The sequence below is a fragment of the Streptomyces monomycini genome (assembly GCF_022271435.1).
Classification (GTDB): domain Bacteria; phylum Actinomycetota; class Actinomycetes; order Streptomycetales; family Streptomycetaceae; genus Streptomyces; species Streptomyces monomycini.
On the sequence record NZ_JAFIQY010000001.1, the window covers coordinates 528,773 to 546,255 of the forward strand.

Consider the following 17,483-nt stretch of genomic DNA (forward strand, 5'->3'; position numbering starts at 1 on the left):
CGCCCGGGAACTTCACCCGGGTGAAACGGCGCCCGTCGCGCTGTCCGCGCCGCCGTGCCCGCCGCACACTTGCCTGAGCCGCACCCTCCCGCTCCGAGAGCGAGGTGCCGCCCATGGACTCGTGTCCGGAGGAGCAGCGCGACGGGCCTTCGTTCACGCCCTCGGTCACGGTGCCCGCGCTGCCCAGGTGGCTGGTGCCCAGACCCCGGCTGACGGACCGGCTCTCCTGGGGCGTGCTCGGGCCACTGACCGTGGTCGTCGGCCCGGTCGGCGCCGGGAAGACGGCGCTCGCCGTGGAGTGGGCGCACACCGGCCGGACGCCGGGGCCGGTGGCCTGGGTGACCTGCGACGGCCGCGACGAGCAGCCCGGCGTCTTGTGGCCGCGCGTGCTCGGCGCGCTGGGCGCGGCCGGCGCGGCCGTGCCGCCGGCCGCGCCGGCCTCCGGGGGCCCGCTGCTCGTGGCCGCCCTGACGGCCGGGCTGGCCGCACGCCGCGAACCGGTCGTGCTGGTCCTGGACGACTTCCGTACGGAACCGGGCTCGCCGACCGCCGAGACGGTGATCGGCCTGGTGAAGCACGCGGCTCCCGTACTGCGCCTGGTGGTGCTCTCGCGCCGGGACCCGCCCCTGCACCTGCACCGTTTCCGGCTGTCCGGCGAACTCACCGAACTGCGCACCCGCGACCTTGCCTTCGACGACCGGGAGACGGCCGCGCTGCTCGCCCAGCACGGTGTCGAGGTGTCCAGACAGGTGGTGAGCACCCTCAGGAAGCGCGCGGACGGCTGGGCCGCCGGTCTGCGCCTCGCGGCCATGTCCATGGAGAAACAGTCGGCCTGGTGCCCGAACTCCACCGCCGGGCCGCCGCCTGGCTGGGCGAACACGGGCTGCTCGCCGACGCGGTACGGCACTGGCTCGCGGCCGGCGACCACGGGAGGGCCGGCCGGCTGATCGTCCGCCGGCTGGCGATCGGCCAGGTCCTCGGGCTGACCGGAACCCGTCTGCCGGACGAGCTGGTCCGGCAGCTGTCCGAGGCTCCGCGGGCGGTCGAGCCCGAAGCCGCGCTCGTCGCGGCGGCCGCGGCGCCGGCCCACGGTGACAACGCGGCCGGTACCGGCTCCCTGGACCACGCCGCGCGGCTCATCGCCCGACTGCCCGCCGGCCAAGAGGACCGGATCGTCCGCTGCCGGCTCACCCACGCCGTGATCCGCATGGCCCAGCAGCGCTCCCGCTGCCCGGACACCGCGGGGGCGGCGGCGGCCGAGGCGGAGCTCCTCAGCCCGCGGCTGACGCGCGCGACGATGGCGGCGCACCCGGAGATCCCGGCTCTCACCCTGGCGATCCGCGGCCAGGGCCAACTGCGCGACGGCAGCCTGCATGCCGCTACGGTCTCCCTGTCCGCGGGCCTCAAGGCCGCGTGCGCGGCCGGGAACGGTGCGCTGCGCCGGGACTGCCTGGTCGACCTCGCCCTGCTGGAGGCGTTGCGCGGGCGCTTCCGCGCGGCCGACGAACTCGCCACGCACGCGTCCCAGCCGCCCCTGCCGGCCTGGACCGCGACGGACCGCTCCCGCTCCTCGCTGCACGTCGTACGCGCCTGGATCGGCCTCGCGCGCGGCGAGCCCGCGCAGACGCACCGTGAACTCGGGTACGCGCGCGCCGCGCTGAGCAGCGCACCCGACCCGTTCGTCACGGAGATCTGCGCGCTGACCGCCGGCCTCGCCAGGGCGGCGGAGCAGAGCGGGCCGCCGGCCGGCCGGATCGGTGACACCGTGGCCGGCTGTCGGCTGCCCGTAGGGCTGCTGCGGACGGTGGAGCCGGTGTGCGCGGCGGTGCTCGACTCGTCCGGCGGCCCGCGTACGCGCGTCCTGACCCGTCCCGAACATGTCCGCCCCGCCCCGGACCCGGTCGAGCGGCTCAGCGCGCGGGAACGGGAGGTGCTCGGCCGCCTCGCGCAGATGATGACGACCGAGGAGATCGCCGCGGACCTGTATCTGTCGGTCAACACCGTCAAGACGCATCTGAAGAGCGTCTACCGCAAGCTCGCCGTGACCCGCCGGTCGGCCGCGGTCCGGCGGGCCCGCGAGCTGAAGCTGCTGGTCGACGGGAAAGGTGGCTGACGGACTACAGGATCAGCCCCCGTTCCCGGGCCCGGCTCAGCGCCTCGGCCCGGGAGTGGGCGCCGAGCTTGCGGTACACCGCGCTGGTGTGGCTCTTGACGGTGTTGTACGACACGAAGAGGTCGTCGGCGACCCGCCGCAGCGAGGCTTCCTTCCGCAGGGCCCGGAGGACGGTCAGTTCACGTACCGTCAGCGGCTCGGCGGGCGCCGGGTGTGCCACGGTCCGGTTCCGCCGGGGTGCCGACGCCAGTACGGCCGCCGCCTCGTCCATCAGCGCCCGGGCGGTCCGCGGGTCGTCCAGGCGTTCCGCGGTCTCCACCAGGAGGTCGGCGACCCACGCCAGGCAGGCCGACACGGCCGCGTCCGCCGGTCCGGTGGCACGGTCCAGTGCCCGTAACCGTGCGCGCAGGTCGGTCACCCGGTCGGAGCCCTTCGGCCTGGCGGACATCCGGTGTCTTCGTGCGGTTCGGAGCGCGGCGGGCATGTCCTCACCCCCTGGCGGCAGGTGGTACACGCTCAGCTTCGCGTGGGGCGGTCCGGTTCCGGAAGGGGCCTTACGGCCCCTCGGCGTGGGTGTTCGGCCCGTCGGGGCCGCCCGTCCCGGGCAGTCGGCGGACCTCCAGCAACTCCAGTCCCAGCGCCTGGATACGGTCGAGGATGCCGTACAGCGCGGCCTGGTCGAGCTCCGCGCCGTACAGGACCGTCTCGGCCGGGCGCAGCCGGACCGTCAGCTCACCGAAGGCCGAGGTGAGGGCAGCACCGACCCTGCCCCGGACCCGGATCTCGAAAGCGCCGCCGCCGGACGGCGTTCCCGGTCGCCCGGGCCCCGCACCCGCCTGCGCGCCCATGGCGTCACCTCCGCTGCGGCGGCCTGGCCTCCCCGCCATTGTCGCCGGACGGCACAGGCCGGCCTCACCTCAGGAGGGTGACGGCGCACCGCGGTCCGCCCGGTCTCATCCTCCGCGGGTGAACCGGGCGCGGTGCCGCGGGGAGGATGCTCCGGCCCACCGAGGAGGCCCACCGAGGAGGAGGTGCAGGCATGGCCGAGCAGACGTCGGCTGGACAGAGCCGGCAGGGGGCGCCGGCACCCGAGCCCCGCATTCGCCCGGTCGCGCTCGGCGGGGTCGTGTTCGCCGTGTGCGTCCTGGCCCTCGTCGGGGCCTACCACGTGATCGCGGGACTCGCCGCGATCCTCGACCACAACTTCTACCGGGCGCAGGAGAACTACGCCTACGACTTCAGCATCAACGGATGGGGCTGGCTCCAGCTGCTCTCCGGCCTCGTCGTCCTCGCGGCCGCGTTCCACCTCTTCAACGGCCGTGCCTGGGCGCGTGCCGTCGGCATCGGGGTCGCGGCGGTCAGCGCGCTGGAGAACTTCTTCTTCACCCCGTACTACCCCGTGTGGTCGGCGATCATCATCGCGCTCGACGTCCTGGTGATCTGGTCCCTGGCCACGTACGGCCACCAGGAGGCCCACAAGGTCTACAACGCGCCGCTGTAGACCCGCCGCGGCCCGGGCGGAACGCGTCAGGCCGGTCCGTCGCGGTGTCCGGTGCGGCTTTCGCGCCGGTACAGCCCCAGTCTGACGAGCAGCCGCCAGTCCAGCGGCGGCCGGGCCTGCCGCACGCCCGGCCGCCGCCGGGGCACGACCACCCGCAGGGCCAGCGGCCGTATGTCGCAGTGCACCGGCACGCGCAGCCGCAGCGCCTCCCCGTCGACACCGACCGGGATCCGCTCCTGGTCGGCGTCGACGACGACGTGCGTGGCCGTCACCCGCGTCAGACCGGCGGCCCGCCGTCCCCGCACCAGACCGGCGGCGTGTGCGGCACCGCTGACCTCGACACCGACGCAGCCCAGTACGCCGGCGTCCAGGCGGGCCCGGCGCCCCAGCCCCGCGACGTCCCCGGTGCCGTACGGGTTGTTGCTCACCAGCAGCGCCTGCGGACCGTCGAAGGTGTGCTCCCCGGCCCGCGCGGTGAGCCGTCCGCCCCGGTGTCCCACGAGCAGGTCCGGCAGCAGGTCCAAGGTCGTGCGGGTCTTGCCGTCCCGGTACGAGGGGCTCTGCACCACCTCGGCGTAGGCGCCGAAGGACACGTTGTTGACGAAGGGCCGGCCGGCGGCGCGGCCGAGGTCGACCCGGAGTTCCACGCCGTCGTGCAGGGCGTCCAGGGCCTTCGACGGGTCGTCCCGGTCCAGGCCCAGATCCAGGGCGAAGTGGTTGCGCGTACCGGCCGGAATCACCAGGAAGGGCAGGCCGAGAGCGGCGGCCACATCGGCGACCAGGGCCTGTGTGCCGTCCCCGCCCGCGACGCCGAGCAGGTCGGCGCCCCCGGCCGCCGCCTTACGGGCCAGCTCGGCCACGTCGGTCTCCGCCGGGCCCTCCAGGAGCAGCACCTCCGCGCCCAGGGCCGTGGCCTTCTCGCGCAGCGCGAACCGGCGTACCTTGCCACCGCCCGAGCGCGGATTCATGATCAGAACGGGGTGGCGGGTCTTCGGCGCCGGGTGTTCGGGCATCGGGGCCGGCCTGTCGTGCAGGACGAGGGCCGCCCGGCCCGCGCCGGCGGCGGCCAGCCACAGTCCGGCGGACAGGGCGGCGACCCACGCCAGGCGGGCGCCGGTGTACTCCAGGAGGACCCACGCCGGAGCGGCCAGGGCCAGCAGGGCGGCGAGGACCCGCAGGACCCCTCGCCGGCTCAGGGTCCACCAGACCGCGGCGGCGGTGACCGCCAGGCCCGCGAATCCGACTCCCACCAGGGCGAAGGTGCGTATTCCGGCGAACACGCCCAGTACCAGCACCGCCGCCGCGGCGGCCGCCAGTGACGCGCGCGCCAGCCACCGTTGCTTCCGCAGGGTCGCTTCCATGCCGCCACCGTGCGCCGGCCCGGCCGTACGGGCATCACCCGGGCAAGGCGACCCGCGCCGGCCGGGACGGGCGACCCGCGAACCGGCGTCGGACCGGCCGCCGCGCACCTCTTCTTCCCCGCCCTCGTCCCCGCCCCGCCTCACACCGCCGGGGTGATGACGAACCGGCCGTACGGGCCGACATTCGTGCCTCGTGCCCGCCCGTCAGGAGGGAGGCGCCATGCCCGACGCCCAGCGCACCCACGCCACCGCCCAGGAGCGGGCCGCCCGCGGCCGGGAGGCCCGTACCCGCGTACCGCGGTCCGGCCACGCGGAGTTCGCTCCCGCGCCGGACCGGCCGGACCCGGTCGACGTGGTCGAGCGGCAGTCGGCGAGCAGGCTCCCGGAACTGGTGCCGATCCGGTACGGGCGGATGCTGGAATCCCCGTTCCGCTTCTTCCGCGGAGCCGCCGCCGTCATGGCGGGCGACCTCGCCGGCACGCCGTCCACCGGGCTGCGGGCCCAGCTGTGCGGGGACGCCCACCTGCTGAACTTCCGGCTGCTCGCCTCTCCGGAGCGGCATCTGATGTTCGACGTCAACGACTTCGACGAGACACTGCCCGGCCCCTGGGAGTGGGACGTCAAGCGGCTGTCGGCCAGCCTCGTCATCGCCGGGCGCGCCAACGGCTTCAGCGGGCCGGAGCGTTCCCGTACGGTCCGGGAGGCGGTTCGCGCGTACCGCGAGGCGATGGGCGGCTTCGCCGCGATGCGCAACCTCGACGTGTGGTACGCGCGCATCGACGCGGACGAGCTGTACAGCGCGCTGCGCGGGGAGTTGGGCAGGCGAGCCAAGCGGCGGCTCTCCCGCACCCTCACCAAGGCCCGCACCCGCGACCACCACCAGGCTCTGGAACGGCTCGCCCACACCGTCGACGGCGAGCTGCGGATCGCTCCCGACCCGCCCCTCGTCGTACCGCTCGGCGACCTCCTCCCCGACGTCGAACGCGAGCACCTGGAAGAGCAGTTGCAGGACCTGGTCGACCGCTACGCGCGGACCTTGCAGACCGACCGCCAGGCGCTCCTCGCGCAGTACCGCGTGGTCGACATGGCCCGCAAGGTGGTCGGGGTCGGCAGCGTGGGGACCCGCTGCTGGATCCTGCTGCTGCTCGGCCGGGACGACGCGGACCCGCTCTTCCTCCAGGCCAAGGAGGCGCAGGAATCGGTGCTCGCGCCGCTCGCGGGCCCGGCCCCCGGCGGGAACCAGGGGGAGCGGGTCGTCACCGGACAGCGGCTGATGCAGGCGGCCGGCGACATGTTCCTCGGCTGGGAACGCGTCAAAGGGCTGGACGGGCGGGAGCGCGACTTCTACCTGCGCCAACTGCGCGACTGGAAGGCCGTTCCCCAGGCCGACACGATGACGCCCCGCATCATGCGGCTGTTCGGCCGGCTGTGCGGCACGACCCTGGCCCGCGCCCACGCCCGCTCCGGCGACCGCATCGCCATCGCCGCCTATCTGGGCAGCTCCGACGCCTTCGACCGCGCGCTGGCGCGGTTCGCCGAGCGCTACGCCGATCAGAACGAACGCGACCACCGGGCACTGGCCGAGGCGGCGCGCGACGGCCGGGTAACGGCAAAGCCGGCCTGACAGCGAAGCCGGTCCGACGGCGAGGTCGGCCCGACGGCGAGGTCAGTCCGACGGCGAGGTCAGTCCGACGGGACGGGCGGCAGCCGCAGCCGCCGCCGGACGGCCTCGGTACGGGCGAGCACCTGTCCGACGGCGATGCCGAGCACCACGGTGGCGAAGAAGAGGATCAGCCAGGACAACAGGGTGAAGACGGAGCCGAGCGGCCCGTACCGTTCGACGCTCCGGGTCAGCGCCGGCGGCATCCAGAACCCGGAGAGCAGGGAGAACACCACCACACCGGCACCGGTCAGCAACGCCCCCGGCAGCAACAACATCCAGGGCAGCCGCCCGGCGAGCAGCAGATGCTGGGTCCACCACCACATCAGGACGGCGCAGACGAGCTGGAGCGGCACCCCCAGGACGGTGCCCACGCCGAAGGCCCGGTGGAGCAGCCCCTGGTACACCAGGGCCACGACCCAGACCACGAGCCACAGCGCCCAGCGCCACGCCACGATCCGCGCCCCCGAGTGCGGCAGGTGCCAGGACCGTTCACACACCCGCTGGAGCACCCGCGTGAAAGCCGTGGCGGACACCAGCGCGACCAGCACACCGACCGCTCCCCAGTTGCTCGACACCTGCTCCCGGTACCCGTACGCCGCCTCGACCTGGCCGCGCAGAGGGTTGTCCGCCCCGAACACGGCACGCAGCGAACTCAGCAGCTCCTGCCGTACGGTGTGCGGGCAGAAGGACGAGACGGCGATGAGCATCGGCAACGCGGCCAGGAACGCCTGCGCCGCCAGCCGGGTCGCGAGATCCAGCACATTGACCCTGACCAGCTGCCGCACGACGCGGGCCGCCAGCGGCCGGACGAGACGGATGTTCGCCATGGCCCCGCCCTCCCACGGCAGTTCGTTCACGGCCCGCCCAGCCTCACAGCCGCCCGCCCACCGCGAGTCGCCCGCCGGGGGTGGTGGAGCTCTAAGTCCTGCCGTCCGCCTCCTCGTCCGGGGCCCACCGCAGTACGTCGCCGGGCTGGCAGCCCAGGGTGCGGCAGATCGCGTCCAGCGTCGTGAACCGTACGGCCTTGGCGCGGCCGTTCTTCAGTACGGCGATGTTGGCGGGGGTGATGCCCACGGCGTCGGCGAATTCGCCGACGGACAGGTTGCGCAGGGCGAGCTGGACGTCGAGTTCGACGATGATCGCCATCAGACCACCTCGGCCATCTCACTCTGCAGGCAGGTCGCCTTGCGCAGCAGGCTCCGCAGGACGACGACGAGCATGGCGAACGCCGCGCCCACGCCGACGGCCACGGTCGCGGCGGCCAGCGCGCCGACCACGTCCATGCCGTCGTCGGGCGAGGGGATCTCCGCCAGGCCCAGGTGCGCGGTGACACCGGCCGCCAGCACGGTCGCCACGACCGAGGCGCCGATGATGGTGTCGACCCAGCGGAAGGCACGCGTCGTGAAGATGGCGTCGCGTTCGACCATGGTCAGCAGCATCCAGACGGCGACGAGCGCGACCTGCACACAGGCGACACCGGCGATCGCCACCAGCACGTAGGGCGTGGCGAACGCGGCGTACGGCGGGAAGCGGTCGACCTCGTCGGCGGCCGCCGACGGGATGACCACGGCCTGCCCGAAGAGACCGAACAGGAGGGCGGCGGCGATGCCCGCACGGAGTATGGCGATGAAGTAACGGTGCATCTATCGATGATCGATGGATACCTATCGAAAATCAATCGATGAGGAGGAAATGACGGCCAGTCAGGAGTCCGTACTGGTTGCCGCGCCGGCCGCCGCGTCCCGTTCACCGTCGTCCAGATGGACGGCCGGCGGCCGCTTCCCGTCCCGGACCGTGGCCCGCAGGCTCTCGGCGATACGGGAGTAGAAGACGCTCGCCAGGGCCCAGGTGCCGTCCAGGTGACTGGCGTCGCGGGTGCGGCGCAAGGCGATCAGCGCGCCGATGACGGAGCGGCCGGACAGCATGGCCCGTACCCGTCCGTCGCCCTCGTCCGTCAGCTCGTACGCGAAGCGGAAGTGCTCCTCGTCGGCGGCACAGACGGCAAGGAACTCCCACACCTCCCGGTGGCAGATCAGGGCGAGCGACCCGGCCTGGGCCGCCTTCAGGAGCAGCACTCCGTGATCGACGTCCTCCTGCGTCTCGTGGCGGCCGGGGGCGGCGCCGATCTTCTCGGTGAAGGCGCCCGCCCCGGCCGCGCCCGCACCCGCGGCCACGTCCGTTTCCGCACCGTCCACGTCGTCCTCGTCATCCACGCCGTCGTCCATGTCACCGTCCACGTCGTCGTCCACGTCGTCGTCCACGAGCGGAGGGAAGGGCGGCTCTCGGCCGGTGTCGGCCAGGTCCGGGTCGGCCCACTCGGGCTCCGCCACCTCGGCCGGCTTCGCGCTCCCGGCGAGCAACTGCCGTACGTCGGCGACCTCCTGCCGCAGCAGCGCCACCTCGCTCCGGACGTCGTCCAGGCGCCGGCCCAGCCCAGCGACCTCCTTGGAGAGCCCCTTGCGGGCCATGAGCAGAGCCGTCATGTAGTCCTTGTTGCGCCCCACCGGCACCCCCGTACAGCACGTGTTCAGACGATGTAGGCGGGGAGCCTGCCCAGCTGGGCCGTGCGTCGATGCTTCCCAGGCGCAGCCGGTACGCACCCGCTGCACACCCGGCCGAAAAGACGCTGCCGGAGCAGCAACTACACGCCATACGGATGTGCTTACGAGCGAACGGCGCACACGCGGACGAGATCGCGGGGCGTTCGGAACGGCTGACCCCCGTACGGGAAGGGGACCCGACGGGGGTCAGCCGGACGGCAGCACTCAGGCGTCGTCGCGCAGAGCGATCCTCGAAATCACCGTCCACAGCGCCTTAGCGGCGACTGCGACGGCGAATCGTGAGGCCAGCTCCTTGATCCACGACCTCTGCTCCTTCGCGGCCATCTTGCACCTTCCTCTACTCCAGACGTCGCAGTGAAGCGGACGTGCCTTCACTGCCAGGGCGAGAAAGGGTGCTCGCCCTGCCCGGCGAAGGGACGCCGGGCCCCGCAACACCCCCTTTGCGTCGCGGGGCCCGGCTCCCCTTTATGCGCCTGGAGTGACTAGGTGCATGGCTTCATCTTAGCCGCGCGAACAGCCAATCCGGCCCGGCGGCCCGGGAGTTCGTGGTGGGCTCGGTGGCCGCTCCCGTGTCAGGGCGCAGACGGGTGGCCGGGCGCCGGGCTGCCGGGTCCGCTCAGCGGCCGAGGACCATCCACTGGGCCGGCAGGTCGATCCGTACGCCGTCCGCGCGGTGTTCGGTCATCACCAGGTCGATGACACCACGGTCCAGCACGGGCAGGCCGAGGTCGCGGAAGAAGCCGGGGACGGCGTCGTCGTCCACGGCTGCGGGAGTCAGGCCGTGCGCGAAGATGCCGGCCAGCTTGGGGGGCGGGCCGTCGGCACCCTGGGCCGCGTGGGACAGGACATCCTTGGCGCCGGCCAGCAGTTCGACGACGAAGGCGCGTCCGCGGTCGCCGATCAGGGTGGCGACCGCGGCGGCGATCGCCGGGCGGGCGTCGGGTTCGCTCTGGTGGATCACCGCGCGCAGGTAGACGTTGGTGTCGCCGATGCGCTGGTGCAGCCGCCGGACGGCGTCCTGGTCGGTGGCGTCCAACTGCTCGAACCGGGCGACGCCGCCGGTGTCGGCCCGCCGCGCGTGGGCGACGGCCGCCTCGGCGAGGTCCACGCCAACGGCCAGCGGGAAGTGCCGGGCCAGGTGACGGGTCTGGGTGCCGGTGCCGCAGCCCAGGTCGACGACGGGCAGCGTGGCGTCGGCGAAGGGGGCGAGCAGTGGCAAGTGGTGCCCGGCGGCCAGTTCGGCGGCGCAGTCGAAGATGGCCGCGCCCGGAGCGTCCGACGTGTCGCGCCAGTAGCTCTCCCACGCTTCGCGGTACCGCTCCGACACGTCCATGCGACCTCCCGGCTCAAGGGGTACGTTCCCGACCCGGATCATCTCCGGCACCGCGGAACGACAAGCACCGCACACCCGTCCCTGCCCCCTTCGACGAAGGACCGGGACCGGCGCCGAGGGTGGGGTGGGTGCGGGGCACCCGGGCACGATCCGTCCTGGTGGCGGTGCGCGCCGTGGCCCAGCCTCTTGGAAGCAGGCGATCGAGCCTGGCACAGCGGCTTCGAGAGGCAGCACAGCATGAACGCGAACACCCCCGCGCCCACGGACACCGCTCCGGCCCCAGGTACCGGCGGTCAGGACAGCGCGGAGGCCGCCGCTTCCGGCAAGGTCGTCCTGATCACCGGTGCGAGCAGCGGCATCGGCGAGTCCACCGCGCTGCGGCTGGCCGCCGGCGGGCACCGGGTCTTCCTCGGCGCCCGCCGCACCGAGCGGCTGGCGGAGCTGGCCGGCCGGCTCACCGACCAGGGCGGCTCGGCGGCGTACCGGCGCCTGGACGTGACCGACGCCGCCGATGTACGGGCATTCGTCGACGCGGCACGCGCCACGTACGGACGGGTGGACGTCCTGGTCAACAACGCCGGTGTGATGCCACTGTCACCCCTGGAGGCGCTGCGGACCGAGGAGTGGGACCGGATGCTCGACGTGAACGTCCGCGGCGTGCTCCACGGCATCGCCGCCGCACTGCCCGTGATGCGGGCGCAGGGCGGCGGGCACTTCGTGAACATCGCCTCGGTCGGCGCGTACGAGGTGTCACCGACCGCCGCGGTCTACTGCGCCACGAAGTTCGCGGTGCGGGCCCTGTCCGAGGGGCTGCGCCAGGAGTCCGGGGGAGACATCCGTGTCACCGTCGTCTCCCCCGGCGTCACCGAGTCCGAGCTCGCGGACGGCATCGGTGATCCGTCGGCCCGGCAGGCGATGCGGGCTTACCGGGCGGTCGCCCTCCCGGCCGCCGCGGTCGCGAACGCCATCGCCTTCGCGGTCGGCCAGCCCGCGGACGTCGACGTGAACGAGCTGGTCGTACGGCCGACGGCGAGCGCCTGGTAGAGATCAGGCAGCGCGGCCGCCGCCGGGCCGTCAGTTCAGCGAGCCGAGCCAGTCGACGAGGATCCGGTTGACCTCCTCGGGCCGCTCCTGCTGGATCCAGTGGCCGCAGTCCGTCAGCACGTGACTGGCCGACAGGCCGGGGAGCGTGGTGGGGAACGCCTCGATGGCGTCGGCCAGCCAGGTCGTGGAAGCGTCGCGGTCGCCGCCGATGTAGAGCGAGGGCTGGGTGATCGGCGCGCCGTCCCAGGCGGCGAGGTCTTCCCAGTCGCGGTCGGCGTTGCGGTAGCGGTTGAGTCCGCCGGTGAGGCCCGTACGTTCGAACTCCGCCGCCCTCGTGCCGAGTTCGTCCTCGCTGAGCCAGGCCGGGCGGACACCGCGGACGAACCGGTCGGACATCTTCCTGCCCGGCGGGACGAAGAAGCAGCTCGGGACGGCTTCGGGGCCCATGGTGTCGGCGGACAGACTGGCGTAGCAGCCCGCCAGCCAGCCGCGCACGTCCGGTTCGATCTCCGCTTCCGCGCGGCCCGGCCGCTGGAAGTAACTGACGTAGACCTCTTCGTCACCGCCCATCATGGCGAAGGCGTCCGACGGCCGGACGCCGTTGCGCGGCGCGTAGGGCACCCCCAGGAGTCCGACGGCGGTGAAGGTGTCGGGCTTGAGCAGCGCGGTGTTCGCGGCGATGGTGGCGCCCCAGTCGTGGCCGACGACGGTCGCGGTCCGCTCCCCCAGGGCGTGGACGACGGCGACGTTGTCGGCCACGTGCGCCGTCATCCGGTACGCCGCTGTGTCCGCGGGCTTCGAGGAGCGCCCGTAACCGCGCACGTCCATGGCGACCGCGCGGTAGCCGGCGGCGGCCAGAACCGGGAGCTGGTGGCGCCAGGAGCGCCAGGTTTCGGGGAAGCCGTGGAGCAGCAGCACCAGTGGCCCGCTGCCCTGCTCGACCACATGGATGCGCCCGCCGGGAACTTCGACCGTGCGGTGTTCGGCAGGGGGCGGAGTATCGGTGTGCTGATGCATCGCGGGCTCCTCGCTTCGGCGGTCCGGCGGCGCCGGTCCCCCTGCGCCGCTGACGGGATCATCCGCGACGGGCGGCCACTCTTCCCAGGCTTTTTGCCGGTTCGGCAAACGGGGCGCGGTACGGGGGCGCCGCATCGGGTGTGCGGCGCCCCCGTACGGACGGTCAGCGGCCCGGGTCGGCTGCCTCGGGTTCCGTAGCCGTCCCGGATTCCACAGCCGCCTTGGGTTCCGTAGCCGTCTCGGTTTGCGTAGCCGCCTCCGCCAGGGACCGCAGCGCCGTCGGCAGCGCTCCGGTGTGCACCACGCCCAGTCGCTGCGTCGCCCGGGTGAGGGCGACGTACAGGTCGCTGGTCCCGAACTCGGCCGGTTCGACCACGAGTACGGTGTCGAACTCCAGGCCCTTGGCCTGCCGCGGGTCGAGCAGGACGACCGGGCGGGTCAGGTCGAGGTCGGCGCCGGTGGACACGTCCGGCAGGGCGGCGGAGAGCGTGACGGCCAGGGCCGGGTGCCGGTCCCGCGGCGCGATGACCGCGAGCCGGCCCTCCCCGGGGCCGCCTGCCGCCGTACCGCCGTCGCCGTCTTCTCGCGCTTCCGCCGGGCGGGACCGGGCACCGTCGGCCGTCTCCCGTACCACCGCGTCGGCGACCGCCCGCGGCAGGTCGCCGGGGGTGGTGCCGAGGGCCCAGGGCCGTACGCCGGTGGAGCGGATCGAGCGCGGCGGCTCGAAGGAGGCGTCCGCGGTGCGGGGCACCTCGGCCGCGACGTCCATGATCTCGCTGGGGGTGCGGTAGTTGACGCCCAGCCGGACCAGTTCCCAGCGGTCGTCCACGTACGGGGCGAGGATCGACTCCCAGGCGCCGCAGCCGCCCGGTTCCGCGGTCTGCGCCGGGTCGCCGACCAGCGTCATGGAGCGGGTCGGGCAGCGGCGCATCAGCAGCCGCCACATCATCGCGGACAGTTCCTGCGCCTCGTCCACGATGATGTGGCCGAAGGCCCAGGTACGGTCGGCCGCGGCCCGTTCGGCGGCGCTGCGGTGGTCGGCCTCCTCGTGGCGGTGGGCGAGCCGGTCCGCGTCGATGAGGTCGTGCGCGGCCAGCACCTCGGAGTCCTCGTCGTCCTTGTCCTCGAACTCCTGGGTACGGGAGCCGTAGGACAGGTCCAGCACGCCCTGGGCGTACTTGATCCGCTCCTGGCGCTCCGCCTCCTGGGCGGCGCGGGCCGCGGAGTCGTCCTCGCCGAGGAGTTCGGCGGCCTCGTCCAGCAGCGGGATGTCGGCGGGGGTCCAGGCGTCCTCCTCCGGCCAGGGGCCGTGGTGGCCGTTGGTCCGGCGGATCGCGTCCGCGTCGGCGTCCGGGAGGTGGACGGGGTCGGCGAGGAAGTCGGCGACCAGTTGCCGCGGGGTGAGTTCGGGCCACAGCTCCTGGATCGCGGCGTGCACGTCGGGGCTGGCCGCGACCGCCTTGCCGAGCTGGGCGACGTCGTCCGGGCCGAGAAGGTTGGGACCGCCGTACGGGTCGGCGCCGATCCGGTCGGCCAACTGCGCGGTGAGCGCGTCGATGACGTGGAAGGCGAAGTAGGGGCGGGCGAGGTTGTGCGGCAGCCGGGTGGTGCGCGCGTGCTCCCGGGCGGCGGCCGCGATGTCCGCGTCCAGCAGCAGTTCGCCGTCCTCGTGGTCGATGACGCGGGCGGGGTCGGGCAGGGCCTGCCGGTCGCGGACGAACCGTGCCAGCGCGTCCGCCATCGCCGCCCCGCCCTTGACCTCGGCGGCACGCGCGGTGTCGGTGCCGGTCGCGGTCACGCCGGGGAACAGTTCGGCGGGCGTGGCGAGCAGGACACCCGTCTCGCCGAGCGAGGGCAGTACCTCCTCGATGTAGCCGAGGAAGGCCGGGTTGGGGCCGACGATCAGCACGGCGCGGCGGGCGAGGTGCTCGCGGTGCGCGTACAGCAGGTACGCGGCGCGGTGCAGGGCAACGGCGGTCTTGCCGGTGCCGGGTCCGCCTTCCACGACCATGACGCCCTGGTGCGGGGCGCGGATGATCCGGTCCTGCTCGGCCTGGATGGTCTGCACGATGTCGTGCATCCGGCCGGTGCGGGCGGCGTCGAGGGCGGCCAGCAGCACGGCGTCCGCGTCGGAGCCCTCGTGGCCGGTGCGTTCGGCGTCGGTGAGGTCCAGGATCTCGTCGTGCAGGGCGGTGACCTGCCGCCCCTGGGTGGTGATGTGACGCCGGCGGCGCAGGCCCATGGGGGTGTGGCCGGTGGCGAGGTAGAAGGGGCGGGCGACGTCGGCCCGCCAGTCGACGACCATCGGCGTACGGTCGGCGTCGTCGCGGCGGATGCCGATACGGCCGATGTGGTGGTCGGCGCCGTCGCGGAACGCGAGGCGGCCGAAGCACAGGCCGTTCTCCCCCGCGTCGAGGGCGGCCAGCAGCCCGGACTGTTCGGCGACCGTCACATCGCGTTCCAGCCGTGCCTGGAAGTTGTTCCCCTCCAGCGGCAGCGCGCGCTGGACGGCGGACTCGGCCCCGGCCCGCAGTTCGGCGAGGCGCCCGTAGAGCAGGTCGGTGAATTCCTGCTCCTGCCGCAATTCCTCGTTTGACAATTCAGCTCCGCTCCGATACCGTGTTCTCTAGTGGCAAGTCATGTATTGAAGAATTACCAAGACATGCAAACGCCTAATATACGCAGAGTTTCACCCCGGCCGTCAATACGGACCGGGGTTTTTTGTGTGCGCGCACCGGTATGCGCGCACCGGTGCGTGCGAGACACCGGCACCTGCCGCCGGGCGGCGCGGGACGCGCCTCCCCCGGCCGAGTGGGACGGTCATCCTTGGGACACCTTGCAGAGAGTTCTCTGCAACCCCTGTGCAGAGAACTCTCTGCAACCTATGCTGCCGCCATGTCCCACCAGCCCGAACGCGCCCCCGAACGCGCCCCCGAACACTCCGGCGCCACCCGCCCCGTGCCCTCCCGCCCCGCCCGCCGCCTGGACGCCCGCAGTCTGCGCGGGCTCGCCCACCCGCTGCGGATGCGCATCTTCGAACTGCTCACCCTCGACGGACCGGCCACCTCCGCCCGGCTCTCCGAACGCCTCGGAGAGAACACCGGCACCGTCAGCTGGCACCTGCGCCACCTCGCCGAACACGGCTTCATCGAGGAGGAGACCGGACGCGGCACCAAACGCGAGCGCTGGTGGAAACGGGTCGATGTCACCAACGATCTGAACACCGCCGACTTCCACGACGACCCCGATTCCCGGGGCGCCCTTTCCGTCTATCTCCATGAACTCGTGCAGCAGTACTTCAACCGGGTCACGGACTACGTCACCGAGGACTGGGACCAGACCTGGCGGCAGGCCGGCACCGTCGCGGACTGGCACGACCTGCGGCTCTCCCCCGCCCAGCTCAAGGCGCTCAACGCCGAACTGTTCGCGGTCGTCGCGCGCCACACCCCCGCCCCGGACGCCGCCGCGCCGGACGCGCTCCCCGTCGTCGTCCAGCTCCAGTCCTTCCCGCGGAGAGAACGGGACGAGGCGTGACGCGGAACACCGAGCGGCGCGGCAGCCTGCTGCGTCGCCACCGCGACTTCCGGCTGCTGTGGTGCGGCGAGACCGCCGGCAAGTTCGGCGCCTCGGTGACCGGAGTGGCGATGCCGCTGGTCGCCGTGTCGACCCTGCACGCCGGGGCCTTCGAGGTGGGGATGCTGAGCGCCGCCGCCTGGCTGCCCTGGCTGGTCATCGGGCTGCCGGTGGGCGCCTGGGTGGACCGGCTGCGGCGCCGGCCGGTCATGCTGACCGCCGCCGCGGTCTCGTGCGTGCTGTTCGCCGGTGTGCCGGTGGCCGCGTGGTGCGGCTTACTGAGTACGGGCCTGCTGCTGGCCGTCGCCCTGCTGACGGGTACGGCGACGGTGTTCTTCCAGACCGCCTACACCGCCTACCTGCCCAGCATCCTCGCCCCCGACGACCAGGCCGAGGGCAACGCCAAGCTGCACGGCAGCGCGTCCGCCGCGCAGGTCGCCGGGCAGGGCTCCGGCGGTCTGATCACGCAGGCGGCCGGGGCGGTGAACGGGATGTTCGCCCAGGCCGCGACCTTCCTCGTCGCGCTGCTGTGCCTGGCGGGCATCCGGCACCGCGAGCCCCGCGTCGAGCGGACGGAGCGGCGCCCGGGAGCGCTCGTCGGCGAGGTCGGCGAAGGGCTGCGGCTGATCGCCGGTGATCCCTGGCTGCGTACGCTGACCCTGTTCGGTGCCGCCTCCAACCTGGCCCTGATGGGGTACCAGGCCGTCCTGGTGATCTTCCTCGTGCAGACCGTCGGCCTGTCCCCCGCGGTGGTCGGCGGCCTGGTCGCGGCGACCGGAGCCGGCGGGGTGGTGGGCGCCTTCCTCGCCCGCCGGGCCGCCGTTCGGGTGGGGACGGCCCGCGCGACGCTGCTGTTCGAGTTCGGCCTGGCGCTGTTCGCGCTGCTGATCCCGCTGACCACGGACGGCGCCGGGGTCGTGTTCTTCGTCGCGGGCGGCTGCTGCGTCTCGGCCGGGGTGGTGGCCGGGAATGTGATCAAGGCAGGGTTCCAGCAGCGCTACTGCCCGCCGCAGTTGCTCGGCCGGGTCACCGCCGGTTCGACCTTCCTCGGTTACGGCACGATCCCGCTCGGCGCGTTGCTCGGCGGTGCGCTCGGCTCCGCGCTCGGCCTGCGCGCGGCCATCTGGATCACCACGGCGGGGATTCCGCTGGCCGCCGTGTTCCTGCTCTGCTCGCCGCTCCGGCGGGCCCGTGACCTGCCGACGCCCCGTCAGGAGCTGCGGGCCGAGGGCAGCGGGGGCAGCAAGGGTGGCGGGGTACCGACCGAGGGCGACGGGGCGCCGGCGCTGCCCAGGTCGTGACGTACGGGCGGCGCAC

At 73.4% G+C, this 17,483-nt stretch carries 16 protein-coding genes and 1 pseudogene; 7 read left to right on the forward strand and 10 right to left on the reverse strand.

Annotation, left to right across the window (positions count from 1 at the left end):
- Positions 1-113: 113 nt before the first annotated feature.
- Together JXZ78_RS02170 and JXZ78_RS02175 are read left to right on the forward strand one after the other, a co-directional pair.
- A complete protein-coding gene (locus JXZ78_RS02170) occupies positions 114-947 on the forward strand; it encodes a MalT transcriptional regulator family protein (RefSeq protein WP_050502157.1) in 834 nt (277 codons plus the stop codon).
- Positions 948-1,888: 941 nt separating this feature from the next.
- A pseudogene (locus JXZ78_RS02175) lies at positions 1,889-2,113 on the forward strand (helix-turn-helix domain-containing protein); the annotation flags it as partial.
- Between the two features lie 4 nt (positions 2,114-2,117).
- On the opposite strand, the gene JXZ78_RS02180 reads toward JXZ78_RS02175, so the two are convergent.
- Together JXZ78_RS02180 and JXZ78_RS02185 are read right to left on the reverse strand one after the other, a co-directional pair.
- On the reverse strand, positions 2,118-2,561 hold the full coding sequence (locus JXZ78_RS02180; RefSeq protein ID WP_030018557.1) for a helix-turn-helix transcriptional regulator: 444 nt from the start codon (positions 2,559-2,561) through the stop codon (positions 2,118-2,120).
- A gap of 106 nt (positions 2,562-2,667) precedes the next feature.
- Positions 2,668-2,961 (reverse strand): DUF8691 family protein, encoded by a 294-nt coding sequence (locus JXZ78_RS02185; RefSeq protein ID WP_050502160.1) that lies wholly within the window; start codon positions 2,959-2,961, stop codon positions 2,668-2,670.
- 191 nt (positions 2,962-3,152) lie between these two features.
- On the opposite strand from JXZ78_RS02185, the gene JXZ78_RS02190 reads away from it, so the two are divergent.
- Entirely contained in the window at positions 3,153-3,614 is a 462-nt protein-coding gene (locus tag JXZ78_RS02190) for a DUF7144 family membrane protein (RefSeq protein ID WP_030018559.1), read from the forward strand.
- A 26-nt stretch (positions 3,615-3,640) separates the two neighbouring features.
- Here the strand turns inward: JXZ78_RS02190 and JXZ78_RS02195 are convergent, their stop codons facing one another.
- Positions 3,641-4,975, reverse strand: coding sequence for a diacylglycerol/lipid kinase family protein (locus JXZ78_RS02195; RefSeq protein WP_050502161.1), 1,335 nt, complete (start codon positions 4,973-4,975; stop codon positions 3,641-3,643).
- 220 nt (positions 4,976-5,195) lie between these two features.
- On the opposite strand from JXZ78_RS02195, the gene JXZ78_RS02200 reads away from it, so the two are divergent.
- Entirely contained in the window at positions 5,196-6,599 is a 1,404-nt protein-coding gene (locus JXZ78_RS02200) for a DUF2252 domain-containing protein (RefSeq protein ID WP_030018561.1), read from the forward strand.
- A gap of 59 nt (positions 6,600-6,658) precedes the next feature.
- Here the strand turns inward: JXZ78_RS02200 and JXZ78_RS02205 are convergent, their stop codons facing one another.
- The 5 genes from JXZ78_RS02205 to JXZ78_RS02225 all read right to left on the reverse strand — a co-directional run bounded on the left by JXZ78_RS02205 (position 6,659) and on the right by JXZ78_RS02225 (position 10,532).
- Positions 6,659-7,465, reverse strand: coding sequence for a YhjD/YihY/BrkB family envelope integrity protein (locus JXZ78_RS02205; protein ID WP_030018562.1), 807 nt, complete (start codon positions 7,463-7,465; stop codon positions 6,659-6,661).
- A gap of 91 nt (positions 7,466-7,556) precedes the next feature.
- A complete protein-coding gene (locus tag JXZ78_RS02210; RefSeq protein ID WP_030018563.1) occupies positions 7,557-7,784 on the reverse strand; it encodes a helix-turn-helix domain-containing protein in 228 nt (75 codons plus the stop codon).
- Positions 7,784-8,281 carry a DUF2975 domain-containing protein gene (locus JXZ78_RS02215; protein ID WP_030018564.1) on the reverse strand — a complete coding sequence of 166 codons (498 nt, stop codon included), beginning with the start codon at positions 8,279-8,281 and terminating at the stop codon, positions 7,784-7,786. The genes JXZ78_RS02210 and JXZ78_RS02215 overlap by 1 nt, the downstream gene beginning before the upstream one ends.
- 60 nt (positions 8,282-8,341) lie before the next feature.
- Entirely contained in the window at positions 8,342-9,142 is an 801-nt protein-coding gene (locus JXZ78_RS02220) for a hypothetical protein (RefSeq protein ID WP_157851485.1), read from the reverse strand.
- Between the two features lie 673 nt (positions 9,143-9,815).
- Positions 9,816-10,532, reverse strand: coding sequence for a class I SAM-dependent methyltransferase (locus JXZ78_RS02225; RefSeq protein ID WP_030018566.1), 717 nt, complete (start codon positions 10,530-10,532; stop codon positions 9,816-9,818).
- Positions 10,533-10,769: 237 nt separating this feature from the next.
- Between JXZ78_RS02225 and JXZ78_RS02230 the strand changes: the two genes are divergently transcribed.
- Positions 10,770-11,576 carry an SDR family oxidoreductase gene (locus JXZ78_RS02230; RefSeq protein ID WP_238782621.1) on the forward strand — a complete coding sequence of 269 codons (807 nt, stop codon included), beginning with the start codon at positions 10,770-10,772 and terminating at the stop codon, positions 11,574-11,576.
- 30 nt (positions 11,577-11,606) lie between these two features.
- Here JXZ78_RS02230 and JXZ78_RS02235 read toward each other — a convergent pair whose 3' ends face one another.
- Positions 11,607-12,593 carry an alpha/beta fold hydrolase gene (locus JXZ78_RS02235; protein ID WP_030018568.1) on the reverse strand — a complete coding sequence of 329 codons (987 nt, stop codon included), beginning with the start codon at positions 12,591-12,593 and terminating at the stop codon, positions 11,607-11,609.
- A 163-nt stretch (positions 12,594-12,756) separates the two neighbouring features.
- Entirely contained in the window at positions 12,757-15,177 is a 2,421-nt protein-coding gene (locus tag JXZ78_RS02240; protein WP_050502163.1) for a HelD family protein, read from the reverse strand.
- Between the two features lie 311 nt (positions 15,178-15,488).
- Between JXZ78_RS02240 and JXZ78_RS02245 the strand changes: the two genes are divergently transcribed.
- The gene (locus JXZ78_RS02245) at positions 15,489-16,127 is read left to right on the forward strand and encodes an ArsR/SmtB family transcription factor (RefSeq protein WP_078624027.1); all 639 of its coding nucleotides are present in this window, start codon (positions 15,489-15,491) and stop codon (positions 16,125-16,127) included.
- Entirely contained in the window at positions 16,124-17,467 is a 1,344-nt protein-coding gene (locus tag JXZ78_RS02250) for an MFS transporter (RefSeq protein ID WP_050502164.1), read from the forward strand. The genes JXZ78_RS02245 and JXZ78_RS02250 overlap by 4 nt, the downstream gene beginning before the upstream one ends.
- The last annotated feature ends 16 nt before the right edge of the window (positions 17,468-17,483 follow it).